The following is an 18227-nucleotide window of genomic DNA, read 5'->3' as shown; positions in this document are numbered from 1 at the left end:
AATAGATCACTTCGTCGCAGGAGGCCGCGAAGCGATTTGTCCCCTATACCTATAACGATAAGAAAGAGTGTCTGATGAGTCTCTATACAGCTATCGAGAAGGCCGCTTTCAATACATTGACCAAAAAAATCGTGGGCAATGTCATCTTCCTGCTGTTACCCCATCTGGTTCTGATTCTGGTTGGCATCTATCACGCTGCAGATCTGCGCCAGCTGCTTCACAGCCTTGATCTGAATGCGTCACAGCTGGACGCGATCGAAAGCAGCCTCACGGCCCTGATGTTTGCAACCGGTACAACCGTAACGCTGGCGTTGCTGGCCGGTATATTCACCATCTTCTTCATGCGTCATCTGTTTTTGCGCCCCATACGTGAAATCACATCGGTGCTGCGTGCGATCAAGGAGAAGGATGGTGATATCTCCGCGACCTTGCCGGAGTATACCCATGATGAAATCTCTGAAATGGCCGCGGCCTACAACGAGTTTTCGGCCAGCCTCAAGCGGATGATCGCCGAGAGCCAGCGCCGCTCGGTGAGTGTTGCGCTTTGCGCAACGCGGCTGCAGAAGGTGGTGATCCAGGCACATGCCTCGGCGGAACGTCAGGAGGGTCAGGCCCAGCTGGTGTTCCAGTCCAGTCAGGAGTCGACCCAGGCGATTGACGAGATCGCCCAGAGCACGCTCACCATCAGCGAACAGAACAACAGCAACATGCAGGAGGTGCATGGCTCCAGCGAAGAACTCAAACGGGTGCAGGAACAGGTTAAGGCCGTGTGTGATCTGGCGGTAGGGTTCCAGCAGACGGTGGACAAGCTGAGTCAGAACTCCGGTAATATCACCAGCATTCTGTCCATGGTGAAGGATTTTTCCGACCAGACCAATCTGTTGGCCCTCAATGCATCTATAGAGGCTGCCCGTGCCGGCGAGGCAGGCCGCGGTTTTGCCGTGGTGGCGGATGAGGTGCGCAACCTGTCGCAAAAAGTCAGTGCCGCTACCCAGCAGATCGACAGGAACATCAGCGAAATGGCTGACCTGGTCGAGAGCACTCGCAGCAGTGCCCACAATATTCTGGATTACGTCGAGAATACGGATCAGTTCATCGTCAGTACCAATGAGCAGTTTGCTCGCATGGTGCATGACTTTGAAGAGGTTAACGCGCAGCTGACCGGTATCAGCGCAGCCATAGACGAGCTGTCACACACCAACCGGGAATCACATAATCACGTGCGTGAGATTACCGAGCTGTCCGGTGGCATCCGTGATGAAATGGCGCAGTCGCGGACCTATTCGGAAGAGCTTGAAATATCGACGGAAGAAACTCAGGAGCTGCTGTCGCGTTTCATCATCGGCTATGGTGGCTTTGAACGCATGATCCAGACCGGCAAGCACTGGGCGCAGGAAACGCTTGATGCGATGCAGAGACTGCAGGCAGAAGGGGTAAATCTGTTTGATCACAACTACCGCTGTACCAACAAGGGACAGAAGCCGGAGAAATTTGACTGCAGCTATACCAGTCGCTTTGAGCAGACCCTGCAGCCCTTGTTTGACCGTTTCATCGCCGAGCGACCCGAGTTTATCTATGCCATTGCGGTGGACAAGAACGGCTATGCTCCTGCGCATCACGCAAAGGTTTCAAAGCCGCTGACGGGCAACTTTGAAGTCGATAACCTGCAAAGTCGTAACCGCCGCATTTTCAATGGTAACCGTGCCGAGAAACGCCGTGCCTCTCATACCTCGCCTTTCCTGCTGCAGACCTTTGTGCGTGATACCGGTGAGGTGCTGAACGACCTGTCGATACCGATCTTTCTGAACGGGCAGCACTGGGGTGCGCTGATCATGGGCTTTAACCCGGAACAGCTGTTGCGTGATACGGAAGAGAAGGTGGTGAACTGATCGTTACAGATCAGTTCCCGCCACCAGCTGGCGTACCAGCTGCTTGAGCATATCGTAGTTGAGGGGTTTGTTGCAGATGGCGGAAACCCCTGCGCTTTGAACGGCGGCCAGACGGCTCTGGTTCTGTTCAGAGGTGATCATCATCACCGGAACCGTCGGCTGGTCGCTGTAGTGACGGATATGTTCTACCAGCTCCAGGCCATCGATGTTCGGCATGTTGTAGTCTGAGATCACCAGATCAAAGCGCTGCTGTTTCATGATCTGCAGTGCTTCGGCTCCATCCTTGGCTTCGATGACATTATTGATCCCGATGGCGCCCATGCTGCGACGGACAAACTTGCGTGACATGACGCTGTCATCCACCACCAGTACCTGCATGTCTTCCAGCTCATCGTTATCCAGCGGCTCGGTTTCCTGAGTATCGCGGATATAGTGCATGGTGTTGCGCAGGGCCACTTCCAACTCTTCGCGCCGAAACGGCTTCGGCAAGATGGCGATGGAGCCGGCCTGGCGAATCGGTTCCAGATAGCGGTAGTGGGTTTCCGAAGAGATCAACAGAAAGGTCACATCGATCAGCTCGGCGCTGGCACGCATGCGGGTTACCAGCTCGGTGCCTGTCATGTCAGGCAGATGCATGGAAGAGACAACGATATCCGGCACCACATGTCGCATCCGCTCAAGCGCGGGACCGGCTTCTTCAAATGGCTCGATCTCGCGTAGCCCGACATCCTTGAGCATGTCGATGATGATATGCCGCTGAAGCCGTGAGGGCTCAATTACCAGTACCAGAAGTTCGTCGAGGTTCATATCAGTTCAATCCATTCTGACTTGAATCAGTCCCAGACCCCGGTCGTGAGTCTGATGTTCAGCTTTTATCTACAGTATACAGGGGGAAATACCTGTGTTTAGTGTCTCAGATTATCAACATTAGTGCCGCCTTTTCCGTATTTTTTTGCCTTGGTCTGGCTTGAGGGCGTGTTGTGGCTTGCATCCGAGTGAGTGATCGCCGTTAAATAGCCGGTTTCAGTCTTATACGGAATGAGTATATGAATCGCCACGTCTGGTTATTGGCGCTCTGTCAGGCACTGTTGAATACCGGAAATGTGCTGCTGGTATCGGTCAATGCACTGATCGGGCTTCAGCTGGCACCAGCCAGTGAATGGATTACGCTGCCGGTGGCGTTTCAGTTCATCGGCCTGATGTTGGCTACTATTCCCGCCTCGCTCATCATGCAGCGCATCGGGCGGCGTAATGGCTTCTTTCTGGGTAATGTCATCGGTTTTGCTGGTGCGTTGCTCTGCCTGCTGGCCTTGCAGCGCAGCTCCTTTGTGCTGTTCTGTACCGGTACAGCCCTGCTGGGTATCGGTATCGGCTTCGGCATGCTGTATCGCTTCGCGGCCGTTGAAGTATGCAACAAGGGCTATGAAAGTCGCGCCATTTCCATGGTGATGGTTGGTGGGGTGATCGCGGCTATCCTTGGGCCCAATCTTGCCGTGTACAGCCGTGATTTCGAGATTGGAGCCGATTTCAGTGGTGCCTTTGCCGTATTGGCCGGGCTGTACCTGCTGGCACTTGTCCTGCTGACGCAGATTCGGATTCCACCTATGCAGCAGGGGGTCAGGGGCGAGGTCAGGCCTCTGCGAGTGATCCTGCTGCAGCCACGATTTTTGCTGGCGGTCATTGTTGGCATGACCAGCTATGCGGTGATGAACCTGCTGATGACGGCCACGCCGCTGGCGATGGACCGCTGTGGCTATGCTTTCTCCAGTGCAGCCAATGTCATTGAGTGGCATGTGCTGGGCATGTACCTGCCTTCCTTCTTTACCGGCCAGCTGATTCGACGCTTCGGTGAGGTCAGGCTGATGTTCTCGGGGGCCGTGATTATGCTGGTGTGTATCGGTATCAACTTGCATGGCGTGAGTGAGTGGCATTTCTGGAGTGCGCTGTTCCTGCTGGGGTTGGGCTGGAACTGGATGTTCATCTGTGCGACATCCTTTTTGACCAGGGCCTATCGACCGGCGGAAAAGGCGCGCACTCAGGCAGCCAACGAATTTCTGGTGTTTGGCACCGTCACCTTCTCGGCACTGGGGGCCGGCTGGCTGGAATCCAGTGTGGGCTGGCAGGCGATGAATGCCTTGATGATCCCGGTGGTGGGCTTTACCCTGTTGGCAATCCTGCTGTTGGAACCCCTGCGCCGTCAGCAGGAGGCCCCGCAACCGGCTGGAGTATCCTGAGTCATGTGTGAGCTGCTGGCGATCTCAACCGCCGAACCGGTACATCTGTCACTGTCGCTGGAGCGCTTTGCTCGTCATGGTGGGCTGGAAGGTCCTCATGGTGATGGCTGGGGGTTCGCCTGGTATGAGGGGCACGATGTACAGCTGATTCGTGAAGCTGCTGCCTGTGCTCACAGTGAAACGGCGCACTGGTTGCGTGAGCGACACCGTCCCTCCAGCCTGTTTGTCGGTCATATACGACATGCGACCCAGGGTGAGCTGGCGCTGCGCAATACCCAGCCGTTTCAGCGTGAAGCCGCAGGGCGTATGCACCTGTTTGCGCATAATGGTGATCTTAATCAGTTCATTCACAACCCCAAGCGTTTTCCTGTCGGTGGCTACCGCCCCGTGGGTGAAACCGATTCCGAGCGTGCCTTCTGTGTACTGATGAGCCGCATCAGTGCCATTTGGCAGGATGGGCGTCCCGATCCGGAAGTACGATTGGCGGTGGTGGCCGATTTTGCGGCACGCATGCGCCAGCTCGGTACGGCCAACTTTCTCTATTCAGACGGTGAACTGCTGTTTGCCCACAGTGACCGCAGGCGCCAGGCTGATGGCACTGTTTCGGCGCCAGGCTTGCATCTGCTGGAGTGTGACGAGAGTGGTAGCGGTCATATCGATGGCATCGAGATTGAGCCGCTGCGTAACAACCCCGGTGTAATGCTGGCAAGCGTGCCTCTGGATGGACGCAACTGGCAGCCGTTGCCTGAAGGGGAAGTAATGATGTTTCGCGATGGCGTGCTGCTGGATCAGTGCCCGCGCCTCTCTCTCTGGAGTGAGGCGCGGGAACAGCTGGAATACTGAACGGCCGGTTGTCGCGATTCAGCGGATACAGTTCACCAGATAGGTGATTTCGGGACTGCAGTTTTGTGGATTGACCAGGCTGTCCGGCAGGTAAGCGGGCGGCTCCACCAGACCGCGTGCCAGCAGTTCGTTGATCAGCGGCAGGTAGCTGAAGCCGGTCTTGCCGATGTACAGCCCCTTGATGTCGCCCTCGCGCCAGAGTTTGAGTGCCTGACTGAAGCCGCTCAGGTAGAGGTGATCCTTGGTGAAACCGCCGCCACGATGAACTCGAGCGGTGATTTTGAACGCCTCTTCCTGTGGGCAAGAATGATCCTCCACCAGGGTGCGCCAGGTGCGGCAGAAATCGTTGTAGCGGATCATCTGGTCGACCGCGATCACGCGCAATGCCAGCGTCTTGAGCCGTTTCAGCGTCAGGTGGCCACACAGGTACTCGCTAAGAATTGCCAGCCCCTCCTGTGCATGAGTGTTGCCGGGCAAGCCCAGCGTAAACACCTTGAGCGGTTGAGCGGCTGCATTGAGCGACGTGCTCATGTGCACCCCCAGCTCATGATGTGCCAATGCGTGCAGCTCGGCTTCGCTGGCACGGGCGCTGCGCTTCACCAGCAGTGCCTTGCGGCCGTTGTTTACCATCGCCTGCGCCAGCAATCGATCCGACAGCTCAACCTTGCACTCCAGCCCCCACTCCTGTGCTTTCTGTTCGAAAAACGGGATCATCTCTTCGGCACTGTAGCGTACGCCATTATGCTCCTCCGGCCGTTCGGCGGCATGCAGCAGGAAGCGGGCGTTGGCCAGATCTTCCGTGGTGGGTTCACCGTAATAGCGCAGCGAGTTATACAGGAAGCGGTCACTGCCGATACTGACCAGCAGATCGATCCGTTCGGCAAGGGCATCAATTACCTCTCGGTAGAGCTGACGCAGCGCTGGGTCTCGGATGCGATCCACCGGCAGGCGGTACAGCTTTTCGCGGTGCACATAGGGGTCGATGCGCAGCTGACGATAGCGGAACTGCGGCTGGTAGCGTCCACTGTTACGCATGAACAGTCGCTCTTCCCGCGCAATATTGATCGGGTTGATGTACAGCAGCGTCTCCAGCCCCTTGGCCAGTTTCTTCAGTGCACGGTCGACGCGCAGCACTTCGCCCGGCAGTTCGCTGGGCATGAGGTCGTGGCCACGAATGCGCTGGCCGGAGCTTTGCCGGGCCAGAATGGCGGCGGCCTCGTACAGGCTGTGGTGCATGCCGGTACAGAGTGCGTCCACCACCAGTGGATAGAGGGTACCGCTGCTGTCGCGGAACACCGGATCGACCTGCAGGGGAATGGTCAGCGTCTGCTCATGGCGGGTATTGACATGAGCACCCAGATATTCTCCCTGATGTACCGGTTCGCCGGTCGAGACACTGACATTCTGGTTGGGCAGACTGATCTGGTCCAGCTGCTTGAGCAGACCATTGACTACCGTTTCACCTTCCGGCAGCCGTACCTGGCTGGCAATGACATGAAAGATTCCACTGTCGGAATCAGCCTCGCGTGGATGGCTGTGTAGATCGACCAGCAGGCAGTGGCCATGATCTTCTTCCAGTGCATCCAGCAGCGCATCCAACAGATGGTAGAAACGTTGATGCTGACGATGGGCACGCTGCTGCATCTGCTTGGTGGGTGGACGCTGCCACAGGCTGCGACCATCGATCCGCTTGCGCAGGCACTGTGACAACGGGAAGTTCAAGTCACAGGCCAGACGGGATTCTTCCACGATCAGCGTGATCGGCAGCAGGGCCGCCAGTTGCTCGGTGCCGGCGGTTTCAAAGCGGCGCCGCTGCTCTTCGTTGATCGCGAGGCGAGAGGCTATCTCCGGTCGCATGCTGGTGCCGGCATGTAAAACGGTGCATACCAGCGGCACATACTCATCAATACGAATTGTCAGCCCGGCGTTACGCAGCCGGGCGTTAACCGGCTGGCGTGCTTCAATCAGGCTGACAATCTGGGTTTCAGACAGCGTCTGCATCTTCGATCACCTGGCGGAAAGCGGTTTTGCGCTGCTCGACCATGTTGCGCGCCTCGACCACATTCTCGACAAAGTCGATCACCTGACGCTGCAGGCGTACCCGATTAAGCTTGTTGATACGCACGATACCGCCCGGTGCCATGACATTCACTTCCAGCAATTTGCCGTTGATCACATCCAGACCGGTGAAATACAGGCCATCTCGCACCAGCCTGGGGCCGAAGCTGCGGCACAGTTCCAGCTCCTGCTTGCTGAGGGTGTGTTTTACCACGCGACCACCGGCATGGACGTTGGAGCGCATGTCATTTTCAGCCGGAATGCGGCGCATCGCGCCAATCGGCTCGCCGTTGAGCATCAGGATGCGGACATCGCCGTTCTCGGCACCCTCGATGTATTCCTGCAGGATCACATAGTTACTGTTGCTGCCGCTGCCGATGTAGAAGTCGAGCAGGGAGCGGAAGCTCTGGCGTGCGCTTTTCTCGATCACGATCACACCCTTGCCGCCAAAGCCGTTCAGCGGCTTGAGGATCATGCGCTCGCCGGGAGATTCATCCAGTGCCTTTTCCAGATAGTCCTTGTTCTTGGACACGTGGGTCACCGGGAGATACTGGGCAGCCGGACCGTTGAATGCAGCGGTATACAGCTTGTTGTTGCCGATGCGCAGGCCATCGAGGCCGTTCATGATGAACACTTCACCGTGTACCGAATCGAGGAAGTTGAGCACGATGGTGTCCAGCGGCGGGTTCAGACGCACGATGATGGCATCGAAGCCGGCTAGCGGCAGCCGGCTGCGGCGGAATTCGGCGTGACGGTAAAAGGATGGAATGTTATCTGACACCTTGCTGCCCTTGCGCAACACGTTGCAGAACGCACTGCTGATGTTGTCACGAATGGTCAGATTGGCGGGTGAAGTGATCGCCACGGTGTGGCCGCGCAGGGCCGCTTCATGCACCATGCGCAGCGTGGTGTCGGTGTCCGGTTTGATTTGTTCCCAGGGGTACATCAGAAAGCAGATCTTCATGTCTTTCTCCTGCAGACAGACAGGCGTACCGGGCAGTGCATCTGCCGGAATCGGGAAGCTGTCAGTGTGTCAGATATAGGGGGTGGAAAAGGGCCGGTGTTCAGATCTGAATACCGGGCGACAAGTGCGCGCATTGGACGCCATAACGGAGCTGGAAACAATACTTTTCACCCCGTCCATCATGGATTTTTTTCATCAATCGGCTTGAGTATAGTGTACGGGGCTCATGTTGTGGCTGGCGTGATCAATCTTTTTGCGCCAGACTCTGGCACAGCTGCATTGGCAGGCTTAATATCGCCGCTCACACCCTTCGGAGTAGCCCCGACAGATGCTTGGCTGGATTCTTTACAAATCGGACAGCACCCTGGTTAAACAGGAAACCTACGAGCTTGAGCGGCTGGTCGAGCGTGCCCCTGCGCACGGTATCGATATCCGCGTGTATCAGCCCGAGGATTTTGATCTCACAGTCACCCGTGACGATCGCAACAGTGTCATGATCAATGGCGAGTCCACACCGCTGCCGGATTTCTTTCTGCCGCGTATGGGGGCTGGAACCAACTACTTCGCACTGGCCGTCATTCGGCACCTGGAACGCCTGGGCGTACACAGTTTCAATTCGGCCGAAAGCATCGATACGGTGAAGGATAAACTGTACAGCCATCAGATACTGGCTCAGAACGGGCTGCCGGTGCCGAAAACCATGCTGGTGAAGTTTCCGGTCAATCCGGAGCTGGTGAAGAAGCAGATCGGTTTCCCGGTGGTGGTGAAAACACTGTCCGGCTCCCAGGGCAGTGGCGTGTTTCTGTGTGAGACGCTGAGCCACTTCGAAGACCTGATGCAGATGGTGGAGTTGACCAACCCCAAGGCCAACATCATTCTGCAGGAGTTTATTGCCGACAGCCGCGGCCGCGACCTGCGCGTCATCGTGATCGGCGGGCGGGCGGTGGCGTGCATGGAGCGGGTGGCGGAAGAGGGCAGTTTCAAGGCCAACTTTTCCCGTGGGGCTTCGGTACGGCCCTATCCCATGACCCCCGAAATCGAATGGCTGGCGATTGAAACCGCCAGAGTACTCGGGCTGGAGATTGCCGGGGTGGATCTGCTGTTCGCCGGCGACCACTACAAGGTGTGTGAAGCCAACTCATCCCCCGGCTTTGAGGGCGTGGAAAGTTGCTGCGAGGTGGATGTCGTGAATGAGATCTACAACTTTCTGTGTATCCGCCTCGGTAACTTCTGAGTCATGAGTAACCCGTCTGCGAGCGGTCTGAATCATTCAGCTGGGGGCGCGGCTCACGTCCCCAACCATACTGTTCCAGCACCGGCAGCAACAATGCGCGCACTTCCGCTTCGCTGTTGCAGCCTCTGGCCTGTTCCAGGACCGGCAGCAGCTCTTCGCGATTGATCGAGCGGATCAGCAGTTTGATGCGGGGAATGTTATAGGCACTCAGACTCAGGCAGTCATAGCCCATGGCGGTCAGTATCAATACTGCTGCCGGGTCTGAGGCCATTTCACCACAGATGGACACCGGCAGCGACAGTGTGTGGCACTGCTGCAGAATATACTCCAGCGCTACCAGTACCGCCGGGTGAAGGTGATCAAACAGCGCCGACACTCGCGGGTTGTTGCGATCCACTGCCAGCAAATACTGAGTCAGATCATTGGAGCCGATCGAGACATAGTCGATATAGGGTGCCAGTTTCGGCAGCAGCAGCATGGAGGAGGGGACCTCGACCATCATGCCGATCGGCGGCATTTTTACCTGATGCCCCTCGCGCAGCAGCGAGTCCACCGCTTTTTCCACATACTGGCGAAACGCCTGCATCTCATCCACCCGGCCAACCATCGGCACCAGCAGCTTCAGGTTGTCGGTGTCGACATTGGCCCTCAGCATGGCGCGCACCTGGCTGATCAGCAGCTGCGCGTTATCAAGGGTAAAGCGGATACCACGCCAGCCCAGATAGGGGTTGCTCTCGCTGATGTCGAAATAGGGCAGCTGCTTGTCGCCACCGATATCCAGGGTACGCATGGTCACGGGCCGGGGCGCATAGGCCTTGAGTACCTTTTGATAGAGGGTGAACTGCTCCTGCTCGGTGGGAAAGCTGTCATGGATCATGAACGGAATTTCAGAGCGGTACAGGCCCACCCCCTCGGCACCGCGCTGCAGGCCGGGAGTTGCGTCCGCCAGCAGTCCTGTATTGGTCAGCAGTGTGACACGGAAACCATCCTGGGTAACGGCCGGTTCATCACGCAGTTTCTCCAGCCCTTCCATGAAACGTTTTTCTTCCGCGATCATCCGTTTGTATTCCGCCAGCAGCGGTGGTGGCGGATTGAGCACGGCCTCGGCCCGGTTGCCGTCAACAATGACCCGAGCGCCACGGTGATGCTCCGGTTCCAGTTGTTCCAGCCCCATCACAGCGGGAATCCCGAGCGCATTGGCCACAATGGCGGTATGGGACAGGGTGGAGCCCTGAGTGCACAGAATGCCGCGGATCTGTTGCAGCGGAAAATCCGCCAGATCGGCGATGCTCACCAGCTCACCGGCCAGCACCAGCTCTTCATCCGGGGTTTCGATTACGGGACGTTCGCGCGATAAAAGCTGATTCAGTACCCGCTGGCCGATGTTGGCGATATCCTCACCACGGGCGCGCAGATAGGGGTCTTCCGACTGATGGAACTGGTCGGCCATCTGCTCAATCGTCTGCCGCAACGCCCAGGCGGCGTTGTCACCGGCCTCGATCAGTGCCAGTGTCTGCTGAGTCAATTCCGGGCTGTGCAGCATCATCTGATAGACGCTGAACAGGGCGTGCACATCGCCGGGCAGGTGATTGCCCAGATGGCCGGAGCCTGATTCCAGTTCGTCACTGACGGTGGCAATGGCCGCCAGCAACTCGTCGCGCTCCTGCACCGGGTCGCTGTTGATGCCGGGCTGAACCTGATCCAGTGACATGTGCGGCTTGACCAGCCAGAGTCGTCCCAGGCCAAGCCCCGGAGCCCCCTTGAGCCCGACATGTCGACGGTAAACGCCACGATTGCTGCGTGGGCGCTGCTCGTACCAGTCACCACGACTTTGCAGAGCATGCAGGCTGCCGGCCAGCTGGGAAGCGATGGTAATCAGGAAGGCCTCGACCTCCTGCGAAAAAGGCTCCCGCTCTCGCCCCTGTACTACCAGTACTCCCACCAGCCGGCGCAGGTGGATCAGTGGTACGCCAAGAAAGCGGTGGTAGGGCATTTCGTGGGTTTCGGGAATGAAGACGAAACGATCATCTGCAGGTGCGTCGCCCAGGTTCAGTGTGCTCAGTGAAGAGGCAATATGACCCACCAGCCCCTCGTCAAGTTTCAGCCGTGCCTTGCCAACGGCCTCTCTGGACAGACCCTCGGTGGCGGCAAGGATCAGGTGCTCCTGATCAGGTGTGCATAGATAAAGGCTGCACACATCGACCTGCATCAGCTGACACAAGCGTTGAACGATGGTGCTCATCATCGCTTCAGGATCGCCGGTACGCGCAATCTGTTCAACAATGGCGGTGAGGGCGCTCAGAGAGGGTTGTTGCATGACGGTAGTTCCGAAAATGAGTTCCGACAGAGGATTCCGGCAATCGGCAGGTAATTTATGGATGCTGTCACAGCTGTGGCAGCAGAGCAATGCTTTGACACGAATCAAATATTCTGTCACTGATAGACTACAATTAGCGCAAAGAACGAAGTGTGGTAATCTCGCAGTTCATGAATACACATCCCCGACACCTGCCGGCAATCAAGGTAGCAGCGATCTGCCAGGCTGAAATCATCAGTATCGAACTCGGTGCCCCCCTGTCACAGGCGGTTGCCTCGATGGCGAGGCACCATATTGGCTCGGTGCTGGTGGAAGACGCGACACGCCCGGTGGGGCTGTTGACGCGCAGCAGAGCGATGCAGCTCGTGTTGCAGCAAAGCTCTGACAGCACCCTGATTGAAGCGGGCATGCTGGCGCCTGTGCTGCAGGTGGATGCCAATCTGAGCGTGGATGAGCTTGGCCTTGAGTTCATCAGTCAAAGCGCGGCCCATGCAGTCGTTGTCGGCGCGGCCGGTCAATGGGTCGGCATTGTCAGTCAGAGCGATATCGTCAACAGTCAGGGGCTTGAGCATGACCTGTTTCTCAAGTCGCTGGAAGAAATTACCAACTTCAATGTACTCAGATTGAGCCCGGACTGCAGCCTGAGGCGGGCGATCGAACGTCTGCGCAGCGTCAATTACACCGCCATGCTGGTAGGTGATGATGCACAGGGCTGGCAGATCATGACCGAAACCGATGTGATCCGCCTGCTGGCAGAAGCCGTCGATCTGGATCAACCACTGGCCAACCTGGCGCTGCCGCGGCTGATCTCCGTTGACAGCCGCCTGAGCCTTTACAACGTACGGCGTTATTTCCGTGAACACAACTGCCGCCATATTGGGGTCGAAGATCACAGCGGGACGGTGATCGGCCTGGCCTCTTACGGTGACATTCTGCGCAGCGTTGAGCTGGACTACATCTATCGGCTGCGAGAACTGCTGCATGATAAAAGTCGGGCTCTGCAACAATCACAACATAACCTGCGCCTGATTGAGCGGGTGATCAATGCATCCCGTGAGGGTATTGTGATCACCGATGGCAATGGCAACATTCAGAGCGTCAACCCGGCGTTTACCGCCATCACCGGTTACGAAGCCTGGGAAGCGCTGGGGCGTAACCCCAGCATGCTCAGTTCAGGGCGCCATGACCGCCAGTTCTACCGCCAGCTGTGGCAAACCCTGGAGCGGGACGGGCGCTGGCAGGGCGAGATCTGGAACCGCCGCAAGGATGGCAGTGTCTATCCCGAGTGGCTCAGCATCACGGCCATCGAGAATGATGACGGCAAGATCACACAGTATGCCGCCATCTTCCATGACTTGACCGAAGCCAAACGCTCGGAAGCGCGCATGCAGCAGCTGTCATGGTTTGACAGCGTGACCGGGTTGGCCAATCGACGACTGTTCCATGACCGCCTGCAAATGGCGCTGGGTTTTGCCCGCGAGCAGCAGACGCCACTTGCTTTGCTGGCGCTGGACCTGGATATGTTCAAGCAGATCAATGATCGCTTTGGTCACAGTGGTGGTGACAGGGTACTGAAGCAGATTGCCGAGCGGATCGAGTCTGCCCTGCAGGATTGCGGTACCGCTGCAAGACCGTCCGGGGACGAGTTTTATATTATGCTGACAGAGCTGAAGGACGAGACCTGCATCACCGCCTGTCTTGATCGGATCAGTCGTGCCTTGTCACTGCCGATCCTGATTGATGATCGTGAAGTGCGTGTACGTGGCAGCATGGGTGTGGCGGTCTTTCCGGCTGATGCCGATGAGCCGGGGCAGCTGGTGCGGGCTGCCGAGGTGGCGCTGCAGCACTCCAAGGAGCGGGGACGCAACAATATCTGCTTCTTCTCGCCAGCTCTGCACGAACAGACACTGAGTCGTTATCGCATTAACAGTTTTTTGCATCAGGCACTGGAGCGCGAAGAGTTCAGTCTGGTGTATCAGCCGCAGATCTGCCTTCGCAGCGGAACTCTGCTGGGTGTCGAAGCGTTGATTCGCTGGGACAGCTCTGAGCTGGGCCGCGTAGCGCCGGATGATTTCATACCCGTGGCCGAAGATACCGGCCTGATCGAATCGATCGGTGCCTGGGTGCTGGATCAGTCGGTACGTGATGCAGCAGGCTGGCTGGCTCAGGGCCTGACGCTGAAAATGTCGGTTAACTTCTCCGCCCGTCAGTTTCAGCGTACTGAAGTGGCCGATCAGGTCCTCAGGGCACTGCATACCCACCAGTTACCGGCTGACCAGTTTGTGGTTGAGTTGACCGAAACCAGTTTTCTGCACAGTGCCGAACGCACTGAACGTGAAATCTGTCGTCTGCGCAATCAGGGTGTGCGTATCGCCATTGATGATTTTGGTACCGGTTATTCCAGCCTCAGTTATATCCGCCAGATGTCACTGGATATGCTCAAGATTGATCGCAGCTTCATCAGTGGGGTGCGCGCCGGCAGTACCGATGCACGGCTGGTACATGCCATGATCGACATGAGTCATGCGATGGAACTGACGGTGGTCGCGGAAGGTATCGAGACCGATCGGGATCTGCGGGTGTTGCGTGAGCTTGGCTGTGATCAGGCGCAGGGGTACCATATCGCCCGACCGATGCGGGCAGAAGAGTTGGTGAAGTGGGCCAGGCGCTATCAGGCCAGTTCCCTGCTGCCGCCGGATGACTCGGCTCAGTTGTGAACCGATCACCTGAGACTTCAGCTGGAGTGAATGCGTGAAAAGCTACATTTTTGCCACCGACAATGAGCGCGGTGGCGTAATACTCTGTGACATAGACACGCTGGAAGAGGCGGTCGAATACCTGCAACAACGCTTTGACGGCGTTATCAGGGTAGAGCAGGGGCGGCATTACTGGGCCAGAGGCGAAGGCTTTGCCGAGCTGGAACCCTTGCCCCCGTCCCTGGGGCATGCAAGCGCCTAGAACCAGTCGTCTCGGCGCTTGCGCTTGCGCGGCATGTAGGGCATCACCAGCCCCAGAATGACACCGCCGAAAGCGATCAAGCCCCCATAGGTCAGCCAGCGCATCATGTTGCTCTGGTCCATGTTGGCAATCTGTGACTGCAGATCCCGAATCTCGGTGTTGAGTGTTCGGATCTGGTCATCATAGGTGCCGTTTTCACTTTTCAGCTGGTTGAGGCTGGCATTGAGCTGTTCAATGGTGTCTGCCTGCTCGCTGATGGTCGCCTGGCTTTGCTCCAGAGACTGTTCAAGTTTGGGCAGCTCAATCAGCTTGCTGTCACCCGTTGCGACAAACTGATCCGGCACCCAGCCTGTCCGCCCCCCTTCCGTTTGAATCTGAACATAGCCGGTACCGTTGTTGCGTCCCAGAATCTCAACGGGTTCGCCACTGTTGACCCGGCCAGTGATACGGTACTCATTGCTTGGCCCGCCGTGAAAAAATACGTACACATCATCGGCAATATGACCTTTTTCAGCCAGAACCGGTAACGAGAAGCTGAGCAGGGCGGTGAACAGGACTATTTTTCTCATCGTTTTCCCATCTGCGTAATCAACAAAAACATGATTTTACACTACAAACACTTTATCGTTTAGGAGCTGTCCCGTACATGAACGACAGCGAAACTGATCAATGTGCCGGAATTATTAAGGGGAGCACAAATGGAAGCCTTTTCTCAGGAGTATATTCTGCCCTGGGTGATTAATATCGCCTTGGCAATCGCGATCTTCTATGTGGGTCGTCTGGTTGTGAAGTTGTTGATGAATGTGGTCGGGCGGCTGCTGCGCAAGAGCAAAATGGATGTAATGCTGATCAACTTCATCAGCTCCATCGCGCATGCCTTGCTGCTGCTGTTCGTTATCATTGCTGCACTGGGTCAGCTGGGGGTCGATACCACTTCACTGATTGCACTGATCGGTGCGGCAGGCTTGGCGATCGGCCTGTCACTGCAGGATTCGCTGAAAAACTTTGCTGCCGGCGTGATGCTGATCGTGTTTCGTCCATTCAAGGCCGGTGACTTCGTTGAAGCCGGTGGCGTAAGCGGTATTGTGGAACATATCACCATCTTCAACTCCGTATTTCGCACCGGCGATAACCGCGAAATCATTATCCCCAATGGCAAAATCTATGCTGACAACATCACCAACTATTCCAAACGCGAGACACGCCGTGTGGATATGGTGTTCGGCATTGGTTACGGCGATGACCTGCTGAAAGCCAAGCAGATTCTGGTTGATATTCTTGCTCAGGATGAGCGTGTGCTGAAAGAGCCTGAGCCGGTTGTGAATGTGGCGGCTCTGGCCGACAGCAGTGTTAACTTCAACGTGCGTCCCTGGGTCAAAAATGCCGACTACTGGCCGGTACTCTGGGATACCACAGAAAAGGTAAAGCTGGAGTTTGACCGTCAGGGGATCAGCATTCCCTTCCCGCAGATGGACGTCCATTTCCATCGCGAGGAGTCGGCCGACTGAGCCGGCTCAGTCTCTGCGGTTGCTGCACCTAGCCTTCCTGCTGGGGTTCCTGCAGCAGCTGCTGACGCAGCGTCTCGTTCTCATGACGCAGGCGCTGCGCTTCCACCCGGTAGTCAAAAATTTCCTGATAGCGCTGCTCCAGTCGTAACTCCAACTGTTCAATCTGGTTTTTCTGCTGGTCAACCTTCAATTGCAGGCGTTCAAGCTGGTTTTGCAGATCATCCAGTGCCTCGAAACTGTGGCTGTGCGGTTCTTGAGCCTTGTCCGGATGAAAGCGATAGGACCCCTGCAGCTCATTCACGATATGACTGTAAATGGCGGTGAGGTCTGAACGCTCCCGGTCGGTATAGCGAATGCTTTCCTCGATGGCGGTATGTGCGCTGGCTGCACCGATGGAGCCTGCCAGAACCTGCTCCAGCATACGGTGAAACTCCATCAGCTCCACCACCGAAATGTGACTCTTGTCGTAGACCTGCAGATCATCGGCGATGCGGTTCACGCTGTGCTGCGATTTCTCTTCACCCAGATAGCGCTTGAGCAATTGTTCTGCTTCCACCAGTTTGGGCGCCAGTTCGATATAGGCGTTGAGTCCGGTAGGGCGTGTCTTCTCCTGTGTGCGCAGCGCGCGCGTGGTATAGAGAAATTCGGTGGTGAGGGTGCGCTCCTGCTTCTGCGGATGGTAGAACCAGGACCCCAGCAGGTAGAACAGGATGTTGGCCAGCAGTGACCAGAACACGGCGTGGGGTACCTGAGGCAGGTCCAGGCCAAACAGCATTTCCGGTCGCAGCCACTCAATACCCAAAGGCCCGTCACTGAGCAGGCTGGCCGATACCCAGCCTTCATCTACCCAGGCGGGGATGATCAGTGTCCAGCCCCAGAGTGCGAAACCGACCAGCATGCCGAGAAAAGCGCCCATACTGTTGCCGCGTGACCAGAACAGGCCGATAAAAGTGGCCGGGGCCAGCTGCAGGGCGGCCACAAACGAAATCAGGCCCACAGCAACCAGCATGTGTGTATCGCTCAGCAGGCGGGCCAGGGCAAAACTGCCGAACAGAATCAGTGCCACCAGTACCCAGCGTACTTGCAGCAGCCAGGTACGCATCCAGCGCAGGTTTTCGAACTTTTCACACACCGGCAACAGCAGGTGGTTGGAGACCATGGTGGCCAGTGTCATGGTGGTAATGATGACCATGCCGCTGGCGGCCGAAAAGCCCCCAATAAAGGCGAGCAGCGCCAGCAGTGGCTGCCCCAGTGCCTGGGGAACCATCAGCATGAAATAGTCAGCACGGGCTTCCGGCAGGCCCAGAATCATGCCCGCGGCCGCGATGGGCACCACAAAGGCCGTGATCAGCAGGGTATAGAGCGGGAACATCCAGAGTGCTCGTCCCAAATGACGGGGTGATACGTTCTCGACTACGGCAACATGGAACTGGCGTGGCAGCAGTTGTACGCCCACGAAGCTGAGTACAATGAGGGTCAGCCATTGAATGCCGGCATCATCACCACCAAGCCCGATCAGGTGATGGAAGCCGTTGATCTGAATCTGCTGATATACATCCGTTGGGCCATCAAAAAAATACCATGTGATGAAGCCGCCCAGAATCAAAAAGGCAACCAGTTTGACCACGCACTCTGCCGCCAGTGCCAGCATCATGCCCTGATGGCGCTCTGTGGGATCCAGTCGGCGGACCCCAAACAGAATCGTGAACATGACCATCATCAGTGTGATCAGCAGCCCGGATGAGGTCCAGTGGATGCCATCCGCTTCCTCGATGGTGATCAGGCGGAAGGAGCGCACCACGGCTTCAAGCTGCAGGCTGATGTAGGGCAACAGGCCAAGAAAGGCGATCAGGGTCACCAGCGCCGCAATGCGTTGTGAGCGTCGGTAGCGGGTTGAGATCAGGTCGGCGATACTGGTAATGCGGAAGGTCTCCTTTACCGCAATCATCCGCCTCAGCGTCAGGTGCCAGAAAAAGACAGACAGCAGTGAGCCTGCGTATATGCCAAGGTACAACAGCCCGGACTGAGTGGCGAAACCGATGCTGCCGTAGAACGTCCAGGTGGTGAAGTAAACCCCCAGCGACAGGGCATAAAGCGTAGCCGAGTTGAATGGCTGGCCACGGCGGGTGCGTTGCTCGCCCCACTGGGCAAGCCCGAACAGCAGGGCAATGTAGACAACGACAACCAGAATGACACTCAGCGGTGAGAACATCTTTGCTCCT

Annotated in this window: 13 protein-coding genes; 7 read left to right on the top strand and 6 right to left on the bottom strand. The window is 57.0% G+C overall.

The genetic code is table 11. From position 1 onward, the window contains the following. The first annotated feature begins 74 nt into the window (after positions 1–74). The gene (locus ABIE60_RS07805) at positions 75–1889 is read left to right on the top strand and encodes a methyl-accepting chemotaxis protein (RefSeq protein WP_354468877.1); all 1815 of its coding nucleotides are present in this window, start codon (positions 75–77) and stop codon (positions 1887–1889) included. 3 nt (positions 1890–1892) lie between these two features. On the opposite strand, the gene ABIE60_RS07800 is transcribed toward ABIE60_RS07805, so the two are convergent. Continuing rightward, positions 1893–2696 (bottom strand): response regulator, encoded by an 804-nt coding sequence (locus tag ABIE60_RS07800; protein ID WP_354468876.1) that lies wholly within the window; start codon positions 2694–2696, stop codon positions 1893–1895. Positions 2697–2935: 239 nt separating this feature from the next. Here ABIE60_RS07800 and ABIE60_RS07795 point away from each other — a divergent pair, with 239 nt between their 5' ends. Both ABIE60_RS07795 and ABIE60_RS07790 read left to right on the top strand, forming a co-directional pair. Next, positions 2936–4123 (top strand): MFS transporter, encoded by a 1188-nt coding sequence (locus ABIE60_RS07795; RefSeq protein WP_354468875.1) that lies wholly within the window; start codon positions 2936–2938, stop codon positions 4121–4123. Between the two features lie 3 nt (positions 4124–4126). Next, on the top strand, positions 4127–4966 hold the full coding sequence (locus tag ABIE60_RS07790) for a class II glutamine amidotransferase (RefSeq protein WP_354468874.1): 840 nt from the start codon (positions 4127–4129) through the stop codon (positions 4964–4966). Between the two features lie 18 nt (positions 4967–4984). Here ABIE60_RS07790 and ABIE60_RS07785 read toward each other — a convergent pair whose 3' ends face one another. Further along, the gene (locus ABIE60_RS07785) at positions 4985–6967 is read right to left on the bottom strand and encodes a flavohemoglobin expression-modulating QEGLA motif protein (RefSeq protein ID WP_354468873.1); all 1983 of its coding nucleotides are present in this window, start codon (positions 6965–6967) and stop codon (positions 4985–4987) included. Next, entirely contained in the window at positions 6951–7988 is a 1038-nt protein-coding gene (locus tag ABIE60_RS07780) for a glutathione synthetase (protein WP_354468872.1), read from the bottom strand. The genes ABIE60_RS07785 and ABIE60_RS07780 overlap by 17 nt, the downstream gene beginning before the upstream one ends. 328 nt (positions 7989–8316) lie before the next feature. On the opposite strand from ABIE60_RS07780, the gene ABIE60_RS07775 reads away from it, so the two are divergent. Then, complete coding sequence (locus ABIE60_RS07775) at positions 8317–9222, top strand: ATP-grasp domain-containing protein (protein ID WP_354468871.1); 906 nt, start codon at positions 8317–8319, stop codon at positions 9220–9222. A gap of 1 nt (position 9223) precedes the next feature. Here the strand turns inward: ABIE60_RS07775 and ptsP are convergent, their stop codons facing one another. Beyond that, positions 9224–11539 carry a phosphoenolpyruvate--protein phosphotransferase gene (ptsP, locus tag ABIE60_RS07770; protein WP_354468870.1) on the bottom strand — a complete coding sequence of 772 codons (2316 nt, stop codon included), beginning with the start codon at positions 11537–11539 and terminating at the stop codon, positions 9224–9226. A gap of 170 nt (positions 11540–11709) precedes the next feature. Here ptsP and ABIE60_RS07765 point away from each other — a divergent pair, with 170 nt between their 5' ends. After that, a complete protein-coding gene (locus tag ABIE60_RS07765; RefSeq protein WP_354468869.1) occupies positions 11710–14256 on the top strand; it encodes an EAL domain-containing protein in 2547 nt (848 codons plus the stop codon). Positions 14257–14290: 34 nt separating this feature from the next. After that, positions 14291–14497 carry a hypothetical protein gene (locus tag ABIE60_RS07760; protein WP_354468868.1) on the top strand — a complete coding sequence of 69 codons (207 nt, stop codon included), beginning with the start codon at positions 14291–14293 and terminating at the stop codon, positions 14495–14497. Here the strand turns inward: ABIE60_RS07760 and ABIE60_RS07755 are convergent. After that, on the bottom strand, positions 14494–15066 hold the full coding sequence (locus ABIE60_RS07755) for a TIGR04211 family SH3 domain-containing protein (protein WP_354468867.1): 573 nt from the start codon (positions 15064–15066) through the stop codon (positions 14494–14496). The two genes, ABIE60_RS07760 and ABIE60_RS07755, sit on opposite strands and share 4 nt — an antisense overlap. A gap of 129 nt (positions 15067–15195) precedes the next feature. Between ABIE60_RS07755 and ABIE60_RS07750 the strand changes: the two genes are divergently transcribed. Further along, positions 15196–16005: a mechanosensitive ion channel family protein gene (locus ABIE60_RS07750; RefSeq protein WP_354468866.1), complete on the top strand. Its 810-nt coding sequence runs from the start codon at positions 15196–15198 to the stop codon at positions 16003–16005. 28 nt (positions 16006–16033) lie between these two features. On the opposite strand, the gene ABIE60_RS07745 is transcribed toward ABIE60_RS07750, so the two are convergent. After that, entirely contained in the window at positions 16034–18217 is a 2184-nt protein-coding gene (locus tag ABIE60_RS07745; protein WP_354468865.1) for a hypothetical protein, read from the bottom strand. Positions 18218–18227: the final 10 nt, after the last annotated feature.

It is taken from the genome of Marinobacterium sp. MBR-109, assembly GCF_040547565.1.
Lineage (GTDB): Bacteria > Pseudomonadota > Gammaproteobacteria > Pseudomonadales > Balneatricaceae > Marinobacterium.
This window is presented reverse-complemented; position numbering and strand designations above follow the sequence as displayed.